The sequence below is a fragment of the Streptomyces sp. NPDC007095 genome (assembly GCF_040634475.1).
In the GTDB taxonomy this organism is placed as follows: Bacteria; Actinomycetota; Actinomycetes; order Streptomycetales; family Streptomycetaceae; genus Streptomyces.
This window is the reverse complement of the sequence record NZ_JBEYFS010000238.1, coordinates 1-17,401: the sequence shown is the minus strand read 5'-3', so window position 1 is coordinate 17,401 and position 17,401 is coordinate 1. Positions and strand designations below refer to the sequence as shown.

The window sequence follows — 17,401 nt, the reverse complement described above, 5'->3', positions numbered from 1 at the left end:
GGCCGCGCCCTACCGGGTGGAGAACCCACCCCCCGAGCTGGAGCAGGCCTTCGTCACGATCCGGGAGAACGCGGTGGCGGCGCTCACCGAGCTCCCGGAATGACGCCGACATCGCCCGCTTCGGCACCACGTGGTCACCGCGACACACGGCAAGCCGTACAGGGAGGCGACTATGGTCCTGGGCCTGCTTGTTCCCGTATTGATGCTCGCGCTGTTGATCGGGATGGATGTGTTCGAGGAACGCCTCTTCCGAGCAAGGCCCACGCCCCCGAGTCCCCTGCCGAACCCTGAGACCACCGATGGTGCAACTTCGGTAAGCACGGAGTAACCACCACGCGACTGGCAACGTTCGCCAGGCGCCTTCACTTCACTTCACTTCACTTCACTTCACTTCCCGTGCGTTACGTGGCAATCCCTTGGCGGCCCGCGTCGCCCCGGGTGCTGTCGTCCCGCGGTTCTTGCGTGCCGCGTTGCGCTGGTAGAGCCGTTGGATGTCGTGCGCGGTGATGATGCCGTCGAGGTGGCCGCCCTCCATGACCAGGACGGGCAGTACGCCGCCGGCGCCGAGCCGTGCCAGAACCGCCGTCAGCGGCTCGTCCGGTGCGGCGAGTGTGCACTGTGAGACGGGGGTCGCCAGGTCCCGTACGGGCAGCGTCTGGCGCCGCCCGGACGGGATGGTGGTCAGTCGGCGTGGACGACCCCGCTGGGGGCGGCCCTCGAAGTCCAGCAGCGGCAGCACTGAATGCCGTGTCCGGGCGGCCACGTCGGACAGGAAGCGGTCCAGGGTCAGCCAGTCGGGACCGGTGGCCACCGGACTGGACATGGCCTGCGCGACCGGTACCCCGCGCAGAGTCAAGGCCGGCTGAGCCCAACGACGTTCAGCCGCGGCAGCGCCTGCCAAGAACAGCGCGACGACCATCAGCCACAGTCCGCCGGACGTGCCCCTCACGAACGCCGACCACCCCACCAGGGCCCGGGCCATGCCGATGATCTGTCCACCACGCGCGGCCGCCCGCTGGGCCTGTTCTTGGTCGCCGGTGCGCCACCACGGCGCGGCCTGGAGCACCCGTCCCCCGTCCAGTGGCACGGCGGGCAGCAGATTGAAGACGCCCAGCAGCACATTGATGCAGCCGAGCCGGCCCAACACGGCAACAGGGAGACGCCAGCCGAGCGTCGCGTGCACCCCCCTAGGCCGCCCCTAGGCCCTGTCGTCACGTTCCCGTCTGCCCCGCGACGCCATGCACGCGCCCCCAAGTTCTCGGCTTCGCTCGAACAGGGAGGGCCCCCTTCGCCGCACCGGGCACAGACTCGAGTACATCCAGTACGAGCGCCTGTGCCCGGCACGCCGAGAGCACGCACCTGACGCCGCAGGGCCCGCCCTCCGGGCGGACGACGGGAATGTGACGACAGGACCTGGCGCACCTCCGATGACAGCCCCGCCCGGCAACAGGCTGGCGAGCGGCCCGCTGACGGCGACCGCGAATGCCGTCGGCGCCGTGGCCGGCCGCTCCATCCGGGTGGCCGCCCGCGAGGCGCAGGGGATAACCGGGCAGAGGCACGTGCGCGTGATCGCCTGGAAGGATGAGGCGGACGACGGGCCCGAGGAGACAGCCTTCACCGCGGAGATCCAGCCAGTTGATGCACAGTGACCGGGCTTGACGGTTGCGAGGACAAAAACAGTCCCCGGTAGTGCTGCGCGTGTCCTGAAGCCTCAGTCGTCACTGTTGCCTCGGTATCGCGCCGGCTTGCCGGGGGCCTGAACCACATCCTGTCCAAGTCACTCCGCCGACTAGACGTCCTCGCCGACTTTGTGGCTCTTTCGGTGTTGCGGTCTAGTAATCACTCTGCACGGGATTCGCCCCGAGTCAATAGGGTTTGGGTTAATTTTTCACGATCTGATGAGTGGGCGGGGAACCCGACAGGCGGACGCTTCACCGACACCCCGCTCCTTGCACGTCCGGCAGGTGAGCACCTCGCGCCGCGCCACTCCCCTCGCCGACAGTGGGTAGCGGCTCAGGAACCCATGTCGCACATCCAGGCCCAGCAGTCCACGACCACCGGCCTGCTCCGATCCAACCGCCTTGCCGTCTCACGGTTCAGATCCCGCGGTCCCATGCGCTTTAGGAGGCTGTGCTCGTCGTGCTTACGGGTCGGCCCCGGATGGCTCAGTGCGCTCACCGCGACTTACGGCACGCAGTGCCACCGCCTTCCGCATCGGAGCACCGCAGGGAGCTGGGCTTTCGCTCCGCGTCCAGGAACTGGCGCGCACGCTCGGCCGACTGCCGTGCCCAGGAGCGGGATGCGGGTATGGCCGCTTGGGGGGACGGTGGAGCGGGGCCGGGCCGATTTCCGGCCGATTATTACCGAGCATCGGACCAGTCGAAGGAATCGTGATGTCCGTAGCCACAGACTTGCTCGTGCCGGCGCTGCGCGAGGTCCGCGAGGCCGAGGCGGCACTTGCCGACCGTTTCAAGGCCCACCTCGCCGTCACGCCGCCCGGTGAGCACCGGGATGTCCTGGAGCGCCGCCTCGGTGACGCCCGCGGCCACGTGTACCGCATCGACGAACGCCTGAATACGTTGCAGCCCCGAGGGCTGGTGCAGAGCGTGCTCGGGGGTGCCTGGCAGCTCACCGGGCAAGCGGCCCGGCTGCCCTTCGGCATGGCGCTGTCGGTTCCTGCCGCGGTGTTCCGCAGCCGGGCGGCGGCCACGGAGCTACGGCTGCTGAAGAACGCCGAGGACGAGTATGCGGTCACCGCGCTGGCCCTGGCCGTCTGCCGGGCCGCCGGGCGCATCGCCCGGAAGGCCGGGGACACCGTCAGCGCGGAACTGCTCAGCACCATCCGCCGTGACGGCGAGGAAACGCTGGAAGAACTCGCCGAGGCTCTCGAACAGCATGCCGAAGCCGCGGTGGCGGCCAGTGAGGCCATGGACGGCAGCGTCGGCGGTGCCAGCCTGGCGGTGCGCGAGTGGCGCAGCTGGCTGCGAGAGACGGCCGAACGCATGCCGGGAGCGGACCGGCTGCAGGGCCCACCGCGGGGTGCCCTCATCACCGAGGAGGAGCTGCCGATCCCGGACTACCGCAGACTCAGCACGAAGATGATCACCGACCGGCTGCCGCACCTGACGCAGACGGACCTGGCGACGGTCGGCGTCTACGAGCGTTCCCACGCGGGCCGTCCCGCCGTCCTGAGCCGGGTCGGCGCCCTTCTGGGGCCGGTGCCGTGGCCCGGCTACGACAGCATGACCGCGGAGGAGGTGCTCAAGCGGCTCAGTGACGCCGAACCGAGCCACTGCCGGAGGGTTCTGGAGTACGAGCGCTGCCATCAGGCGCGTTCCACCGTCCTCAGGGCCGCGGAGAAGGCCGCCGAACGAGTGCCTGCCTGACGCGTCAAGCAAGTCCCCGCCTGACCGGTGCGGCTTGAGCGGGGCCACCTGATGCCGGGGCCCTGGCGGCCCTGCGGTCGCTCCACTGGTACTCAGGCGACCGGCTGAGGGTCTCGGCGGTGTCGCCGCCGGTAGGTCCACAGATGGTCGACGGGGGTGAAGCCGAAGGAGTCGAAAAGCCGGGAAGCGGCTTCGCTCTCGGCGGTGCGGGACGGGGTGTCGTCGATCACGAGCGTGGCCTCGGTGGCGCCTTGGTCGGTCAGGAGGGCCAGGGCCTGGCCGAGCAGCTTGCGGGCAAGGCCCCGGCCACGGTGGGTGGGACGGGTTTCGATCCAGTACACGGTCGCGGTGCGGTCGGGTCCGGCGCTGACCACCGCCTCAGCGACCGGATCGGCCGCTTCCCGGATGATCAGCCGGTGTCCCGGGGGGAACTCGCAGGGGAAGACGTCGGCCACCAGCTTGGCGGGTGTGGGCTCGCTCGGTAGCGCGCAGTGCAGGTAGACGCCCTGGGGACGGCCGGTGAACCCGGCTTGCAGCAGAGCGTCGTGGGTGGCGGCGCGGCGGGCGCGGGGCAGGCCGCCCGGTCCCAGGGGACCCGGTGGAGCGCCGACGAACGCCTCGATCTGCGGGCAGTGGGCGAGACCAGTGAGTGCATCACCGAGCAGGGCACGCAGGGCAGGCGGATGTTCACGGCCGTAGAGCCAGCAGATCACTCCGGTGTGGACGTCCGTCCACGACACGTACGAGATGACGCCGCGGGGGAGATCTTCGGCGTCGGCCAGGACGCCGATCCTCGGCCGGGCTGAGGCCCGCATGGACCAACCGGCCGAGGTGAGCGGCCCCCGTCGTGCGGCGGCCAGCCTCTCCGGCGTGCAACGCTGCTGACCCGGGAGTCGGTCGCCATCGATCAGCTCGCGCACTCCCGGCTCGTCCTCGGGGCGAAATGGGCGTACTGTCACGCTGCTGTCAGGGCTGGAGGGAAGGGCCATGATGTCGGTCCGCACAGGTGCTGACGTTCTTACGGGCTACGTCTCAGCGTCCTCCGATTCGTCCCCGCTGTCACGGGTGCCCCGAGCTGCGGCGGCCGCGGCCTGCCCGGCCGCGGTCAGCAGCGAGCGGATGTGGTCGATGACCGGCTGGTGGAGTGGGAGCGTCAGGTGGCCGACGCCGGGCACGAGGACGTTGCGGGCCTTGAGGTCGGGATGGTCGATGCGGGCCCTGGCGGCGGGTACGACGGCCTCGTCCAGGTCACTGTAGAAGGCCACGAACCGGGCACGGCATCCGACGGCCCGCTCGGCGAGTTCGGTCAGCACCTCGCTTCCCGGCCGCAGCTGGCGCAGCAGCGGATGAGGCGGGGCCAGCAGGGCCGTCACGGTTCCGCCGTGCGGCGCCGCCAGAGTGATCACCAACGGTACATACGCGTCCCCGTCGAGCCGCTGGACGTAGTAGCGGGCGATCAGCCCGCCCAGGCTGTACCCGATCAGCACCACGGGTCGCCCCCCACTGCGGGCGTGCGCCAGCTCCACCTGGTCGCCGAGCACCCGGGCCGCCGTGCGGATGTCCGGACTGAGTGCGTTGTAGCTGACCGGGACGAGGGGGCCCGCACCGCAACCGCCCAAGCCCTGTTGCAGCGAGGAGACGACCCACTCCCGATCGGCCAGGCCGTGCACCAGCAGCACCGGGATCCCCGACTCGGTCTGGAACAGTTCGTCCCGGTCTCCCGACCGTGCGGGCCGGGCGTGACCGAGCCATCCGGTCAGCCGCCCGACGCCCTCCACGGCGATGTCCAGCGGCAGCCGGGCCAGGCGTACCGCGGCCCGGCCTGCCTCGGCACCGAGACCGCGCACCGGCGACAGCCCCGGCACCGACAGTTGCGTTCTAAAGGGAGTACCCGTAGCCGTTCACCTCCCTGCCTACGTATCGAATTGTCCCATCTGTCCATGGAGTCCGCTCCGTGTGCCCCTTCGATCCCGTACCACCACTGTGGTTGCCGGTGCGGCCGGGCACGGTAGAGCCGTGCAGCACCACTGCACGGCTCTACCGGATGAGAAAGCGACGCCACTTTTCAACACGTTGAAGACGCCACTTTTCAACACGTTGAAATCGACAGAGAACTTCAAGCGACTCGAGGACCCATACCGGCCGTCGGTACGCGGATGGCGCAAGTGCAAGGTGCGCGAAACGCAGGAGGTCATCGTCGGCGCGATCACCGGGTCCTTTGCCGCTCCCGCAGCCTGCTGCTGGACAGGCTCGACGCCTGCGGGCACCTGCAGTACGCCGGCCGCACCACGGGGTGGTTCACGCAGGCCGCTGAGGTCGACGACCGCGGCGGTGGCGCATTGAGAACCAGGCACTCACTCCAGGACGGCCAGGTGGTCCGCGGCGCCGCCACGCCACTCGACCATGAAGAGGGTCGCATCGTCGCTGGTGCGCCCGCCCCGCTGCTGCTTCAGAGTAGGGGAGAGCCGGCGTGCATCGGCCCGTACTCCGGCTTCTGTGGGTTCTAGCCGGTTGACACAGCGGATGAGCCGTTCCTCGCCGAACGGTTCTCCTTCCGCGTCGCGTTCCTCGATCACGCCGTCGGTGTAGAACAGCAGTCGGTCCCCGCGTTGGAGTGTGTGTTGGCTGATCTGCGGGCGCTCGCCGCCGAAGCCGACCGGAAAGGTGGGCGGGCTGTCCAGACGCTGCAGGACCCGATGGTTGCGGATCAGCAACGGCGGGGGGTGGCCCGCATTGACCCATTGAAGCTGCCCGGTCGCGATGTCCAGGTCCATCATCTGGGCGGTGACGAAGTGGTCGGGGCCGAACTGTTCGGCGATCGCCCGGTCCATGTACACGTACTTCTCAGACAGACCGACCCCGGCGCGTCGGGTGTGTCGGTAGGTGCCGACCACGACGGTTGCCATGGTGGCGGCGTCCAGGCCGTGGCCCATGGCATCGAACATGGCTACGTGCAGGGTGTTGTCGTTGAGGGCGTAGTCGAAGCTGTCGCCGGCGATGCTGTAGGCGGGATCCCGGCGACCGCGACCTGCGGCACGGACATCGTCAGTGGCGGCAGCAGGACCACTGCATCTCCGCGGCCACGTTCATCGGCTCCTGGCGACGGGCCTGGAACAACCGGTCGGTGTACGCGTGCTTGGTGGCCAGCATGTCGGCAACCACACCGGCAAGCCTGTGCAGCAGTCGCCGGTCGTCGTCATCGACAGTGTCCAGGGTGAGAGCCAACACTCCCACCTCGTCGCTGCCGTCCAGCAACGGCAGGTACACCCGCACGCCGTCGGACTGAGGGCACTCAAGGGGAGTCACGCGCAGGAAGGCCGTGCCGGCCGGGGAGTCATCAACCGGCATGGCCTCGCCGACCAGCAAACCTCTGCCAGGCAGCGGCACGAGCAACTCCTGTGCGTAGTCCTGCAGCAGGATCGACACCTCGCGGCCGCCGATCCTGGCCACCTCTTCCGCGACCAGCGGCGCGATCAGTTGTGGCGGCATCTCATGCGCTCGGTCCAGCAGCACCCCCAGGAGTCGCTCACCGAAACCCTCCGACCGGTCCACCATGTCCCGGCCAGTGCGCCGCTCACTTCCCGTCATAGCCCGTCCTCTTCTACCGATCGACCGACATCGATCACCCGTGCGAGAGACGATCGCGGCTCTTGTCGTGTGGAACGCTCGCAGCCGGTGCGAACATCACCCGCCGACAGGGCACCAAATAGATCAAATCATGCATAACTGCAATGAAACCGCCAAGCAGTCGCAGAATTGATCACAAACAGGCAGTCACCGGTCGGTTTTGAGGCCAAGTGGACTCCGAGGCCCCCGCTTCGGGAGGGCGGAGCCTGAGAGTCTGATGTGCGAGGTTTGCCGCGGATCGCGCGGGAAGGTCCCGTGGTCGCGGGGATCATGCTTGGTTCCGGCGCTGCTCGCCGCTGTGCTCGCGGAGCCGGGCGGTGTGGCGGGCGGCGTCATCGACGCGTGCCGCGAGGTCGGGGTGGCCGGACGCCAGATACGCGTGCGTGACCGCCAGAGGGCCGATGAGGGCGGCCGCGTCGTTGTCGTCGAGGGCGGCGGTGAGCTCGTCGAGGGCGGTGCAGGCAGCGGCAGGGAGGTCGGTGAGTGCGGTGATCTGGCCGGCGAGCCGGCGCAGGTCCGCGGCGTTGGCGCGGGCCCAAGCGGTGACGGTGCGGTCGGCGGCGCGGCTGTCGCGGGTGGCCTGTACCCGCTGCTCGCCCGTGGTTCCCGGGTTTCCGGGGCGTACGCGCAAGTAGCGGCGTTCAGCGGGCCTGGCGGCTGGAGACGCCGAGCGGGTGGGCCAGGCCGGCCCGGCTGGCGCCCGCCTCCCGGGCCTCTTCGACTAGGCCCGGTTCCCACTCGGCGAGCTGATCACGCACTTCGCGCAGCCGCAGGAGCGCGGCGAGTGCCTGCTCCGAGCCGACCTGGCCGGGCTCGGGATGCTCTGCGTCCCGCAATGTCCGGGCGGTGCGCAGGGCCTCGTGGATCGTCTTCAGTGCCGCGGCGGCAAGAAAGGACGTGGGGGTCAGACCGGGGGCACAGGGGATGGGCTGATCGTCCATGGAGCCTCCAACCAGGTGTCGTCATATTGACGACAGTCCCTGCTTGTCATCATTTGGATGACAGTGTTACAACAAGGGCAGGTGAACGCATTGGAGACAAAAGCCGACCTGAACACTGGAGGTGTTTCACGATGTTGATGCGCACCGACCCGTTCCGCGAGCTTGACCGGCTGACCCAGCAGCTCCTGAACACGACCGGCACCTGGTCGAGGCCGTCGGCGATGCCGATGGACGCCTATCGAGAGGGCGAGCAGTACGTGATCGCCCTCGACCTGCCCGGCGTCACCACCGACGCGATCGAAATCGACGTCGAGCGGAACATGCTGACCGTCAAGGCCGAGCGACGGCCCGTCACCAAGGCGGACGACGTACAGATGGAGCTCTCCGAGCGTCCTCTGGGCGTCTTCTCCCGCCAGCTCGTTTTGGCCGACACCCTGGACACAGAGCACATCAAGGCGGACTACGACGCGGGTGTGCTGACCCTGCGTATCCCGATCGCCGAGCGCGCCAAGCCCCGCAAGGTCGCCATCGGCGGTGGTTCCGCGCACAAGGAGATCAGCGGCTGAGTTCCTCCTCGCAGCCGCGCCGGAGACGGGCAGGCGGCTTCCCCTGCGGCCGCCCCCGTCCTCCCCTCGCCGCCGCAAGCGGAAGGGAGCAGTGATGGTCATGCGATGGGTGGCGTTCCTGGACCAGGTCAAGGAACGCGGCAAGTACGAGACCACCGAGGAAGCCGCGCGGGCGGCCCGTACGGTGCTGGCGCTGCTGGGCGCGCACATGGTGGGCGAGGTACGGGCCGAACTGGCTGCCAGGCTGCCGGAGGAATTGTCACTCATCTTGCTCAATCCGCTCCCGGCGCGCGAGCCGCTCTCTCCCGAGCGGTTTGTACGGGCCACCGCGGCATGGATCGAGGGAGCCACGGAACAGACCGCGGCGTGGGACGTGGGCGCTGTGCTCAGCACGGCCGCGGACGCTGCGGGCGAGGAGCTCACCGGCCGCATCCTGCTCCAGCTCCCGGCGGGCTACGACCTGCTGTTCGGCCACCCTCAGCGCGTATAGCCCACAGGCAGCTACACCCCTTTCTGCTGGACACGCTGCCCGCTGAGGAGGCCGCACTGCCGCGTGAGGCACGGCCGGGCTGGGAACTGGCCGCGGATCCCATGCTCGCCACGCTCGGCGACAAGCGGGACTTCCCCGGTGAGTGGATCTTCGAGCGGAAGCTGGACGGCATCCGAGTCCTCTCCGTCCGGGACGGGAACGGCGTCAAGCTGCTTTCCCGTACCGGCAGACGCCTCAACGCCATGTATCCCGAGATCGTCGACGCGCTCGCCGCGCAGCAGCGCACGGACTTCACCATCGACGGCGAGGTCGTGGCCTTCTCGCACGGCCGCACGGATTTCGCCCGCCTCCAACAGCGCATGGGACTCACCAAACGCCGGGACATCGAAGCGAGCGGTGTCGCCGTGACGTACTACGTCTTCGATCTCCTGCGACTGGAGGGTGCGGACACGAGGTCGCTGCCGCTGCGCACCCGCAAGTCCCTGCTGCGCCGAGCCTTGACCTACCGCGCCCCGCTGCGCATGACGACCCACTGGAACCAGGGCGGCGCCGAACTGCTTGCCGACGCCTGCGCCCGCGGCTGGGAAGGTCTGATCGCCAAACGCGCGAACAGCCGCTATCGGCCGGGCCGATCCACGGACTGGTTGAAGCTCAAGTGCTCGCTGGGCCAGGAGTTCGTCATCGGCGGTTTCACCGACCCGGCCGGCAGCCGGGTCGGGTTCGGTGCGCTGCTGCTGGGCCACTACGAGGGCGATCGCCTCCGCTACGCGGGCAAGGTCGGCACCGGCTTCGACCGCCGTACCCTCCTCGGCCTGCGTGCCCGACTCGATGAACTGAGCACCCCCGAGCCGCCGTTCGCCGACCGCGTCCGCGAAGAGCGTTCCCACTGGGTCGAGCCTGCTCTCGTCGCGCAGATCGCCTTCACCGAGTGGACTCGAGACGGCATGCTGCGCCACCCACGCTTCCTCGGCCTGCGCGACGACAAGGCGGCGCGGGACGTCGTCCGCGAAGGTCCTTCCGCATTCACCACGGGATGAACGGACTCAGGGCGACACTGTCGACGGGGGAGAGCGGCGGCTTCGCACCCCGGCGGGCGGGCCCGGTCGGCGCCGCCTCGCCGGCGAACATCCATCCCACGTCGTGAGCGAGATCCGGTAGATCCGCGCGGAGGACTTCGCGATGCCCACGCCGTTGAGGTACCGCTCGACCGCAGTCGTATAAGTCGCCGGAGGGGTGGGAAGGGGAACCACTCGGGCGCGCGGCCAACTGAGCGTGTCCCCGGCCCTCGGGTCAGTACGGGGCCGTCGGTGCTGGCGTGGCGGCCGCGCGTGCGGTCGCGCAGGTGCCAGTCGAAGGTGCCGCGCACGATGTGGCCCAGGTGGGTGATGTAGTCCTGCAGTCCGGGGCCCGCATCCCCCGTCAGCCGGCCGCCGAGGTCCGTGAAGAGGCACATGACCTGGTTGCGGAGTGCGACCACCTCGGCGGTGGCCCGGCCAGCTGGCAGGCCGCGGTGGTGGGTCAGCAGGTGGACGAGGTTGCGCCTGGCGGGGTTGGCCTCGTGGCGCTCCTTGTCGGCGGAGAACGCTTCGTTGTCCAGCACGGTTATCAGCGAGGCCGCGCTGCACAGGGTGCGGACGGCGGGGCGTCCCGGTCCGGGACACGGACGGCGCTGACTGCCGCTGCCAGCGCAGCCGGTGCGCACATGCCCACAGAGTTCATCCGCCGGGCCGCATAGGTGTTGACGCCGGGGACCCGTCCGGCGGGGTCGGTCTCCTCAGCAAGGTGGAGGGGTCAGGGCCCCGGATCATGGACTCTTCGAGTTATCGATCAACGCGGAGCCTTTCCAAGGTTGCCTCCTGGCCGCGAAGGGGCCCGCGAACCCAGCGGTTGCTGGCGCGACCGGTGCCTGTGGCGGTCTGGTTGTTGATCAGCAGGTGGAGGTTGGCCGTGTTCGGCCAGCGCTCGCGCCGGTCTTCCAGCCAGTCCAGCATCGATAGGTCGAACCTCGGCAAGTGCTCCCGAGGAGAGGCCACGAATGGCCGTGATGTCGCCATGCGTCCGGCGCAGCAGCTCGGCCCGGACGCGGCCAGGCCGCCTACGTGACGTCGCCCTTTCTGGTGATCGTCATGCCGGTCATCCTCCCATCCGTGAGGATGACGAGAGGATGCACCACACAAGGACCGCACGCGCGGCGTGACCATTGCACGAGACCGCCCGGGAAACCGGGGCAAGCTCACTTTATGGAATGGGGTTGCGGTGCGTCGTTCTGTTGTCGCCGGCTTGATCGGCTCTGCCACGCTGGCAGCGGCGGTCCTGTCTCCTGCCGCGGTTTCCGCCGCGCCTGCCAAGGCTGCCGCGCCGGCGGACTTCTACCAGGCGCCGTCGCCACTGCCGGCCGGTGAACCCGGCGCGATCATCCGGACCCGGCCCGCGACGGTTGTCGCGACCGCGGTGACCGCAACTGCCACTACGGCGATGTACCACTCCCGCAACGCCCAGAACGCCGACATCGCGGTCACCGGCACGGTGTTTACACCGACGCTGCCGTGGCTCGGTGCCGGTTCCCGGCCGTGGGTGGATCTCGCGGTCGGCACCCAGGGGCTGGGGCAGCAGTGCGCGCCGTCCAAACAGTTCGTCGCCAGCACCGAACAGGAACTCGAACCGGTCGAGGCGCTGCTGGCGAAGGGCTGGGGTGTCGTCGTCAGTGACTACGAGGGTTACACCACCGGTTCCACCCCCACCTATGTTGCCGGAGTCTCCGAGGCGCACGCCGTGCTGGACATGGCCCGCGCGGCTGCCTCGATCCCCGGGACGGGCGTCTCGGCGGCGACCCCCTGGGCCACGATGGGCTACTCGCAGGGCGGCGGCGCGTCGGGCTGGGCGGCGTCGCTGGCCCCTTCCTATGCTGCGGACCTCAAGCTGATCACCGATGTGTCCGGCGGTGTGCCGGCGGACGTCCGGAACGTGGCCGAATCCCTGGACGGCAGTGTCACCGGCGAGGGCCTGCAGCTCTACGCGCTGATCGGCCTCCAGCAGGCCTACCCCGGCCTGTTCCCACTGGATGACTCCCTCAGCGCTGCAGGCAAGGCCACCGAGGCATCATTGAAAACCCAGTGCGTCGTGCAGACCCTCGCCGGTTACCCCTTGAAGAAGTTCAGTGACTACTCGACGGGCGCGACGATTCAGCAGTTCGACGCACAACCCGGTGTCGCCTCCGTGTACGCGCAGGACAACCTGGTCACCCGGCCGGCACCGACCGTACCCGTGCTCCAGTACCACGGCGCCCTGGACGAAATCATTCCTATCGGCCAAGCCCGTGCCCTGAACCAAGCCTGGTGCACCGCAGGCGTCCGCACGGTCTTCACCGTCGTACCCGGAGATCACATCGCCGGGGAAACCGCCGGCCTGCCCGCTGCGGTCAGCTGGCTGTCCGACCGGTTCGCCGGGCGGCCCGCGGCGACCACCTGCTCGTAGCGCCCACCGCAATCCAACATCGTCGAGGTCTATGTGCCGTTACCGCGCTCGCCCCCGAATGCCGGTGACCGCCGGGGCGGAGTCACACATGCCGACAAGCGGCCGGTCGGCATCCGGAGTACCGGCCAGCCGCAGGCACAGCGCCTTGGCCGGGTCGATGAACCAGCAGTAGTTCGCCGTGCCCAGGTAGAGGGTGCGGGCCCGGGCCGAGAGCATGGCGACGACCTCCTGGTCGCTGTCGATGTCTGTAAGCACTTCTTTGGGCTCCACTGCACGGAGTTCTTTTGGCTCCATAGGCGGGCTGGAGGGGGCGTGCGGGGAGGGTATTCGCGCCCCTGTAGCAAGGCGCTTCGGCCCCACTTCGATCGAGTGGTTCTGCTGGTCCGGGTGGGTGCGTCAGACGGGGCGTTCGACCGTGGCTGGCCAGACTCCCCGTTCGGACAGGTGGAGCACGAGGGCCGCGATGTTCCAGGCATCGTCCTCGCCCCGGTGGTGACGGCCTTCAAGCCGCCGCCCGGCGATCTCCAGGGCCTGTGCCATGCCGGGGCGTTTGCGCAGACCATAGGCCTCGGTGAAGACCGCCTTGGCGTTGGTGTGGTGGCGGCCGAAGGGGTAGGGCGTCCGTGTGGCCTGGCACTGCCGGGTGAACTGGTGTCGGTCGTAGTCGCCCCAACTGACCCACGGCCGGGCGCCTGCGCGGTGCTCGGCCGCCAGCAGCTGGCACGCCTCGGCGAAGCTGACCCCCTGATCGACTTCGTGTGCGGTGAGGCCGGTCAGCTCCGTGCAGAACTCGCTGACCTTGGACCGGACGGGCCTCACCAGGATCCGGTGCCGGGCGAGGCGCTCACCGGCGTCCAGGTCGATGACGGTCAGTCCGATCTCGATGATCTCGCTGACCGCGCCAGGCGGCTGGGAACCGGCCCAGCAGGTCGCCTCGACGTCCACGATGTTGACGAGGCGCTCGGTCCAGGTGCTGTCCATGGCGGGGAGCGTAGGGAGGGGTGGCGGCTGGGGCACCTGGTTTTCGGGGCTGCCCCGACGCCGGCCCGCTCTATACCGTTCTCACCTGCGTCGGATTCCACCGGAACACCGCGCCGACGGCCCGCAGTGAAGCACTGGAAACGAACAATTCGCCTTCAAGGACTACGAGAACCACCCAAGACTCGCAGAACGCCCTCTGGCATGGCCTCGCCGTGTGTGGAGCCAGATCAACTTCTCACGTCGTGGGGCCACTTCCGGTCCGTGCACTGGAGCCCAAGAATGTGCTTACAAACAACCCGTGCATGGGCGTCAACTGGTACGAGGGCGGCTCACCCCCGCCTGCGCGGGGAGGACCTGAGACAGAGACCGATGAGGACGGCGAGCACGGCTCACCCCCGCGCAGGCGGGGGTGAGCCGGCGACGACACCCGCGTGTCGCCCGCCGCGTGGGTCCTCCCCGCGCAGGCGGGGGTGAGCCGAGTTCTTCGACTGCTCGGCCACCTGGTGGTCGCGGGTGGGGACCACGGTGCGGTCCACGATCAGCACCGTGTGAGTTCGTGCTCCACGCCGGTCTTGCGGCCGAGAAGCTGGCCAAGGCCGCCCTCGTCTCGAAGAACCCGATCTACAGCGTGGAGCCTCGCAACGAGGTCATGCTCCTGTATTTCGGTGGCCACCTGCAGGTGGACGAGGACAAGATCCGTACCGCAGGGGCCAAAGAGGTCGTCGGCCGCCTCCGGAAGATCGGCGTGCTCCAGCAGGACTCCCAGCTCGATCTGCTGAGCGCGATGCGTAACGGGGCGGCCCACGCGGCCCCCGACAGCGCTCAGGCCAAGGGGATGATCTCTCCCCTCGCGCGGACGATCGAGACGCTGCTTGGTGATCTCGGCAAGCAGCTGGACGCCTTCTGGGAACGGTGGACGGACGCGGTCGAGGACGCGGTGAACGAGCAGGAGGACGAGGTCTTCCGGGATGTCCAGCTCCGGATCACTCGGGCCCGTCACGCGTTCGAGGATCAGTTCAAGAACCTTCCGCCTGGCTCCAAAGAGCTGGTGATCAGGGCACCCCAGCCTCGCCCACAGGAGTGGATCGAGGCGGTGGAGATCAGTGCGGGCGGCGCTCCTGTCTTCGATGCCTCCGGCGGCGCTTGCCCTGCCTGTGGCGGTCCGAACATCCTCACGTTCGAGCTGTACGAGGCGACGACCACAAACGCGCACTACAGAGCAAACGGCTTCGCCTGTTCCCTGTGCCCCTTCAAGGTGGTCGGCCCGGACGAGATGGCTGCCCTGCGCACGGCCAACACCCCGCCGAAGATAGCCACCGTGGTGTATTCGCACGGCCAGACGCGCACCCCGGCGGAAGTAGCTTTGCTCAAGGCCCAGTTGCCTGACCGATGCTTCCGAAGACGGCCCCGGCTCCCTGAGTCGGGGCCAGGTCCGTGAAATCGATCGCACCTGTAGTACAGGCGCCGTTACCGTCCCTTCATGGACGATTCCCTCTCCTTCGAGAGATTCTTCGAGGGTGCCAAAAAGGCCGCGCACAAGGCCATGGAAGACCATGCTCGTGGCGAGTACGACGAGTTCGCCCTCCATGCCGGAGTGGCGATCGAGCGTCTCGCCAAGGCGGCCCTGTTCAAGATGAATCCGCTCTACATCGCGAGCGGCAAGGTACAGATCGTGACCGAGCAGAAGAAGTTCACAATCCACACAATTAGCATGTCAGAGGCCCTTGTACGTCTGACACAGCTCGGTATCGGCAAGGTCACTCCGTCTCTGCGATTGCTGATCGACTTACGAAACGGAACGGTTCACGCTTCCGGCGGCGACGAAGCGAAGACCCACATCCCGACCTTGGCGAAGGCCATCTCGGTCATCCTGAAGCATCTTGAAATCTCGGAACACGCCTTCTGGGGGCGCTTGACGAGCGCGGTCAACATCGCTGTCGATGAGCAGCGGAGCGAGATCGAGCGGGACGTCCAGCTCCGCATCAGGCAGGCTCGGCACCGCCTTGATGATCGCCTTGAGGGGCTGCCCTTGCCCAATGAGGTCCGCTGGCCCAAGGAGTCCGGCTTCAGCTTCTTCTTCGGGACGGTAGGTCCCGACGCTGACGGAGACGTCGTATCTGTGACGGGCGGTGCGGGCTGCCCAGCCTGTGGCAGACAGGCGAAGGTAACGGTGGAGCCCTCCTCGTCCAAGGGCGATGCGGTCGCCGTGGCTCTGGCTTGCCCGTGGTGCCAACTCCATCTGAATGGCCCAGAGGAGATAGAGGCCTCGGATGCCGACCTGGCCATATCCCTGGAGGTCGCAGACGCCGTCATCCACGGCGACTACGACTAGGTGTGTCTGCTCCCTGCCCCCTTGTCAGTGCCGCGCTCTACCGTGGTTCTGACGGCATTTCATGAGGAATAAGGGGGTAGTGAGTGGCCAACATCGTCTGGCACACAAAGCTGCGTATCCATCTGGATCTGACCCTGGATGACCTCGGCCACGAGGAACACGAGGGGCTGTGGGGCATGGTGTACGGCATGGACCGGATGTACGCGGCCCGGGCCGTTCCCGTCGCGGAGCGGGACCTGCGGTGCGGAGGGGTGTGCCGGGAAGCCGGTGTTGTCGCGCCGATGTACCTGCGCATGCGCAATGGGCGCCGCGAAGCAGTCCATGAACGGCGGGAGGACGAAGACCGGCACATCGTCCCTGTCAGCGACGAGCACAAGGCCTACCAGGCACGCATCCTGCGCGCTGCGGAGGAAGGTGGCTTCCACGGCGACAGCGAGGTTCGCACCCGGGTGGGCCGCAGCTGGATCCAGACCGACACCCTCATCGAAGGAGCCGACGGACTCCGCGTCGGCTGGGAAGTCCAGCTCTCCTCCGCCGGCACCGACGGACCCCGCAGCGCCCGCTCCCGCGCAGCCAAGGCAGAGAAGAACGGCATCACCCCGGCCTGGCACACCGACCGAGCCGACTACGCCCAACGCCACGACACGCACTGGACCCGCAGCAATGACCTCCCCGCCCACGTCATCGCCAAGACCGGCGACCTGCGCGTCATCTCAGGCTTCCGCAAGCTCGACTTCTGGCGCTGCGACCTCCACGCCGATTACCCCTGCCCCCAAGGCGTGCGCCGCTGCGGCAAGCACCACACCACGCCCGTCCCCAAGGACGTGCTTTTCGACGACCTGGTCCGTAAGACCGCAGCCGGCGCCATCGTGCCGATCCAGTTCCGCACCGCCACCAAGCTGCACCGCTTCTGGGTAACCCACACCGACCAGAACCGCTACAACGACCTGCTCAGCGACGACACCCAGCTCCCCGACGTCCCGGAAGACGTACAGATTCCGTCCAGGGCCAGCCATAACCGTCCTACCTGCCGTCCCGACCTTGCGATCGCATCATCCACCACCTCCGCACCATCGGAGGCTCAGCCTCCCGCTGCATTACCGAACCTGCTGCCCGCCCAGCCCACTGAGCCGGCCATCGAAGCGGCCACCCACGGTCAGTCGCGACAACCGAACAGCCCTGACCAGAGCACAGGGGAAAGGGCACGAATCCCCGAAGATCTCATCATGCTTCAGAGGGCTTCAGACCGTGAGCAGCAGGTACTTCAGCAGCTGAGCGATCACGAAGAGCGCAGCCGGCAGCGGCGCATCTGGTTCGAAGCAGCGCAGGCAGCCCAGGGCGCGGTAACTCAGCACGCGCGTTCCCAAGGCCTCAACCGGTTCGAAGTCGAGCGCGCCGTGCGAGCCGCCGCCAGAAGCACAGGAAGTCGACCGCCGCTCACGTGACCAGCCTCCCCGTCCCGCGGACCCGTGCTTGACCGAGGGACCGCTCTCCGCGATCACGGCTGCTTAGCCTCGCCGTTTCGGTTGGGGCGATGAGGCGTCGCTGATGGTCAACTGTCGAGTGACTGTGGCGATTTCGGTGTTCAGCCATGGCAGAGTCCC

General features: G+C 68.3%; 16 protein-coding genes and 3 pseudogenes. 9 read left to right on the top strand and 10 right to left on the bottom strand.

Annotated features, from left to right (window positions below):
- Positions 1 to 382 precede the first annotated feature (382 nt).
- Positions 383 to 1,183 carry a site-2 protease family protein gene (locus ABZ656_RS47885; protein ID WP_101402665.1) on the bottom strand — a complete coding sequence of 267 codons (801 nt, stop codon included), beginning with the start codon at positions 1,181 to 1,183 and terminating at the stop codon, positions 383 to 385.
- Between the two features lie 244 nt (positions 1,184 to 1,427).
- Here ABZ656_RS47885 and ABZ656_RS47880 point away from each other — a divergent pair, with 244 nt between their 5' ends.
- The gene (locus ABZ656_RS47880; protein ID WP_101402666.1) at positions 1,428 to 1,649 is read left to right on the top strand and encodes a hypothetical protein; all 222 of its coding nucleotides are present in this window, start codon (positions 1,428 to 1,430) and stop codon (positions 1,647 to 1,649) included.
- A gap of 744 nt (positions 1,650 to 2,393) precedes the next feature.
- Positions 2,394 to 3,386, top strand: coding sequence for a hypothetical protein (locus tag ABZ656_RS47875; protein ID WP_360277516.1), 993 nt, complete (start codon positions 2,394 to 2,396; stop codon positions 3,384 to 3,386).
- Positions 3,387 to 3,478: 92 nt separating this feature from the next.
- On the opposite strand, the gene ABZ656_RS47870 is transcribed toward ABZ656_RS47875, so the two are convergent.
- The 4 genes and pseudogenes from ABZ656_RS47870 to ABZ656_RS47855 all read right to left on the bottom strand — a co-directional run bounded on the left by ABZ656_RS47870 (position 3,479) and on the right by ABZ656_RS47855 (position 7,954).
- Positions 3,479 to 4,201: a GNAT family N-acetyltransferase gene (locus tag ABZ656_RS47870; protein ID WP_180362231.1), complete on the bottom strand. Its 723-nt coding sequence runs from the start codon at positions 4,199 to 4,201 to the stop codon at positions 3,479 to 3,481.
- 210 nt (positions 4,202 to 4,411) lie between these two features.
- On the bottom strand, positions 4,412 to 5,251 hold the full coding sequence (locus tag ABZ656_RS47865) for an alpha/beta fold hydrolase (RefSeq protein ID WP_101402669.1): 840 nt from the start codon (positions 5,249 to 5,251) through the stop codon (positions 4,412 to 4,414).
- Between the two features lie 489 nt (positions 5,252 to 5,740).
- A pseudogene (locus ABZ656_RS47860) lies at positions 5,741 to 6,974 on the bottom strand (PP2C family protein-serine/threonine phosphatase).
- A gap of 307 nt (positions 6,975 to 7,281) precedes the next feature.
- A pseudogene (locus tag ABZ656_RS47855) lies at positions 7,282 to 7,954 on the bottom strand (type III effector protein).
- Positions 7,955 to 8,085: 131 nt separating this feature from the next.
- Here ABZ656_RS47855 and ABZ656_RS47850 point away from each other — a divergent pair.
- The 3 genes from ABZ656_RS47850 to ligD all read left to right on the top strand — a co-directional run bounded on the left by ABZ656_RS47850 (position 8,086) and on the right by ligD (position 10,047).
- A complete protein-coding gene (locus tag ABZ656_RS47850; protein WP_101402671.1) occupies positions 8,086 to 8,520 on the top strand; it encodes an Hsp20/alpha crystallin family protein in 435 nt (144 codons plus the stop codon).
- A 94-nt stretch (positions 8,521 to 8,614) separates the two neighbouring features.
- Positions 8,615 to 9,010 (top strand): DUF2267 domain-containing protein, encoded by a 396-nt coding sequence (locus ABZ656_RS47845; protein ID WP_101402672.1) that lies wholly within the window; start codon positions 8,615 to 8,617, stop codon positions 9,008 to 9,010.
- Positions 9,011 to 9,111: 101 nt separating this feature from the next.
- On the top strand, positions 9,112 to 10,047 hold the full coding sequence (gene ligD / locus ABZ656_RS47840) for a non-homologous end-joining DNA ligase (RefSeq protein WP_360277511.1): 936 nt from the start codon (positions 9,112 to 9,114) through the stop codon (positions 10,045 to 10,047).
- A 428-nt stretch (positions 10,048 to 10,475) separates the two neighbouring features.
- On the opposite strand, the pseudogene ABZ656_RS47835 reads toward ligD, so the two are convergent.
- Positions 10,476 to 10,712, bottom strand: a pseudogene (locus tag ABZ656_RS47835) (terpene synthase family protein); the annotation flags it as partial.
- Between the two features lie 118 nt (positions 10,713 to 10,830).
- Complete coding sequence (locus ABZ656_RS47830) at positions 10,831 to 11,001, bottom strand: hypothetical protein (protein WP_360277508.1); 171 nt, start codon at positions 10,999 to 11,001, stop codon at positions 10,831 to 10,833.
- Between the two features lie 202 nt (positions 11,002 to 11,203).
- Between ABZ656_RS47830 and ABZ656_RS47825 the strand changes: the two genes are divergently transcribed.
- The gene (locus tag ABZ656_RS47825; protein ID WP_129592186.1) at positions 11,204 to 12,484 is read left to right on the top strand and encodes a lipase family protein; all 1,281 of its coding nucleotides are present in this window, start codon (positions 11,204 to 11,206) and stop codon (positions 12,482 to 12,484) included.
- A 39-nt stretch (positions 12,485 to 12,523) separates the two neighbouring features.
- On the opposite strand, the gene ABZ656_RS47820 is transcribed toward ABZ656_RS47825, so the two are convergent.
- The 3 genes from ABZ656_RS47820 to ABZ656_RS47810 all read right to left on the bottom strand — a co-directional run bounded on the left by ABZ656_RS47820 (position 12,524) and on the right by ABZ656_RS47810 (position 14,001).
- Positions 12,524 to 12,739, bottom strand: a complete 216-nt coding sequence (locus ABZ656_RS47820) for a hypothetical protein (protein WP_129592187.1) — start codon at positions 12,737 to 12,739, stop codon at positions 12,524 to 12,526.
- 141 nt (positions 12,740 to 12,880) lie between these two features.
- Complete coding sequence (locus tag ABZ656_RS47815) at positions 12,881 to 13,465, bottom strand: 3'-5' exonuclease (RefSeq protein ID WP_101402677.1); 585 nt, start codon at positions 13,463 to 13,465, stop codon at positions 12,881 to 12,883.
- 389 nt (positions 13,466 to 13,854) lie between these two features.
- Complete coding sequence (locus tag ABZ656_RS47810) at positions 13,855 to 14,001, bottom strand: hypothetical protein (RefSeq protein ID WP_360277503.1); 147 nt, start codon at positions 13,999 to 14,001, stop codon at positions 13,855 to 13,857.
- Positions 14,002 to 14,021: 20 nt separating this feature from the next.
- Between ABZ656_RS47810 and ABZ656_RS47805 the strand changes: the two genes are divergently transcribed.
- From ABZ656_RS47805 to ABZ656_RS47795, 3 genes are all read left to right on the top strand, one after another.
- Positions 14,022 to 14,903, top strand: a complete 882-nt coding sequence (locus ABZ656_RS47805) for a hypothetical protein (RefSeq protein WP_360277500.1) — start codon at positions 14,022 to 14,024, stop codon at positions 14,901 to 14,903.
- Between the two features lie 42 nt (positions 14,904 to 14,945).
- Positions 14,946 to 15,797 carry a hypothetical protein gene (locus tag ABZ656_RS47800; protein WP_360277497.1) on the top strand — a complete coding sequence of 284 codons (852 nt, stop codon included), beginning with the start codon at positions 14,946 to 14,948 and terminating at the stop codon, positions 15,795 to 15,797.
- Positions 15,798 to 15,880: 83 nt separating this feature from the next.
- Complete coding sequence (locus ABZ656_RS47795; RefSeq protein WP_360277494.1) at positions 15,881 to 17,242, top strand: hypothetical protein; 1,362 nt, start codon at positions 15,881 to 15,883, stop codon at positions 17,240 to 17,242.
- Positions 17,243 to 17,401: the final 159 nt, after the last annotated feature.

Coding starts and splice junctions, on each gene's coding strand:
- ABZ656_RS47850 (WP_101402671.1), top strand. CDS start 8,086: ATGTTGATGCGCACCGACCCGTTCCGCGAGCTTGACCGGCTGACCCAG.
- ligD (WP_360277511.1), top strand. CDS start 9,112: ATGCTCGCCACGCTCGGCGACAAGCGGGACTTCCCCGGTGAGTGGATC.
- ABZ656_RS47845 (WP_101402672.1), top strand. CDS start 8,615: ATGGTCATGCGATGGGTGGCGTTCCTGGACCAGGTCAAGGAACGCGGC.
- ABZ656_RS47815 (WP_101402677.1), bottom strand. CDS start 13,465: ATGGACAGCACCTGGACCGAGCGCCTCGTCAACATCGTGGACGTCGAG.
- ABZ656_RS47830 (WP_360277508.1), bottom strand. CDS start 11,001: ATGCTGGACTGGCTGGAAGACCGGCGCGAGCGCTGGCCGAACACGGCC.
- ABZ656_RS47880 (WP_101402666.1), top strand. CDS start 1,428: ATGACAGCCCCGCCCGGCAACAGGCTGGCGAGCGGCCCGCTGACGGCG.
- ABZ656_RS47870 (WP_180362231.1), bottom strand. CDS start 4,201: ATGCGGGCCTCAGCCCGGCCGAGGATCGGCGTCCTGGCCGACGCCGAA.
- ABZ656_RS47875 (WP_360277516.1), top strand. CDS start 2,394: ATGTCCGTAGCCACAGACTTGCTCGTGCCGGCGCTGCGCGAGGTCCGC.
- ABZ656_RS47800 (WP_360277497.1), top strand. CDS start 14,946: ATGGACGATTCCCTCTCCTTCGAGAGATTCTTCGAGGGTGCCAAAAAG.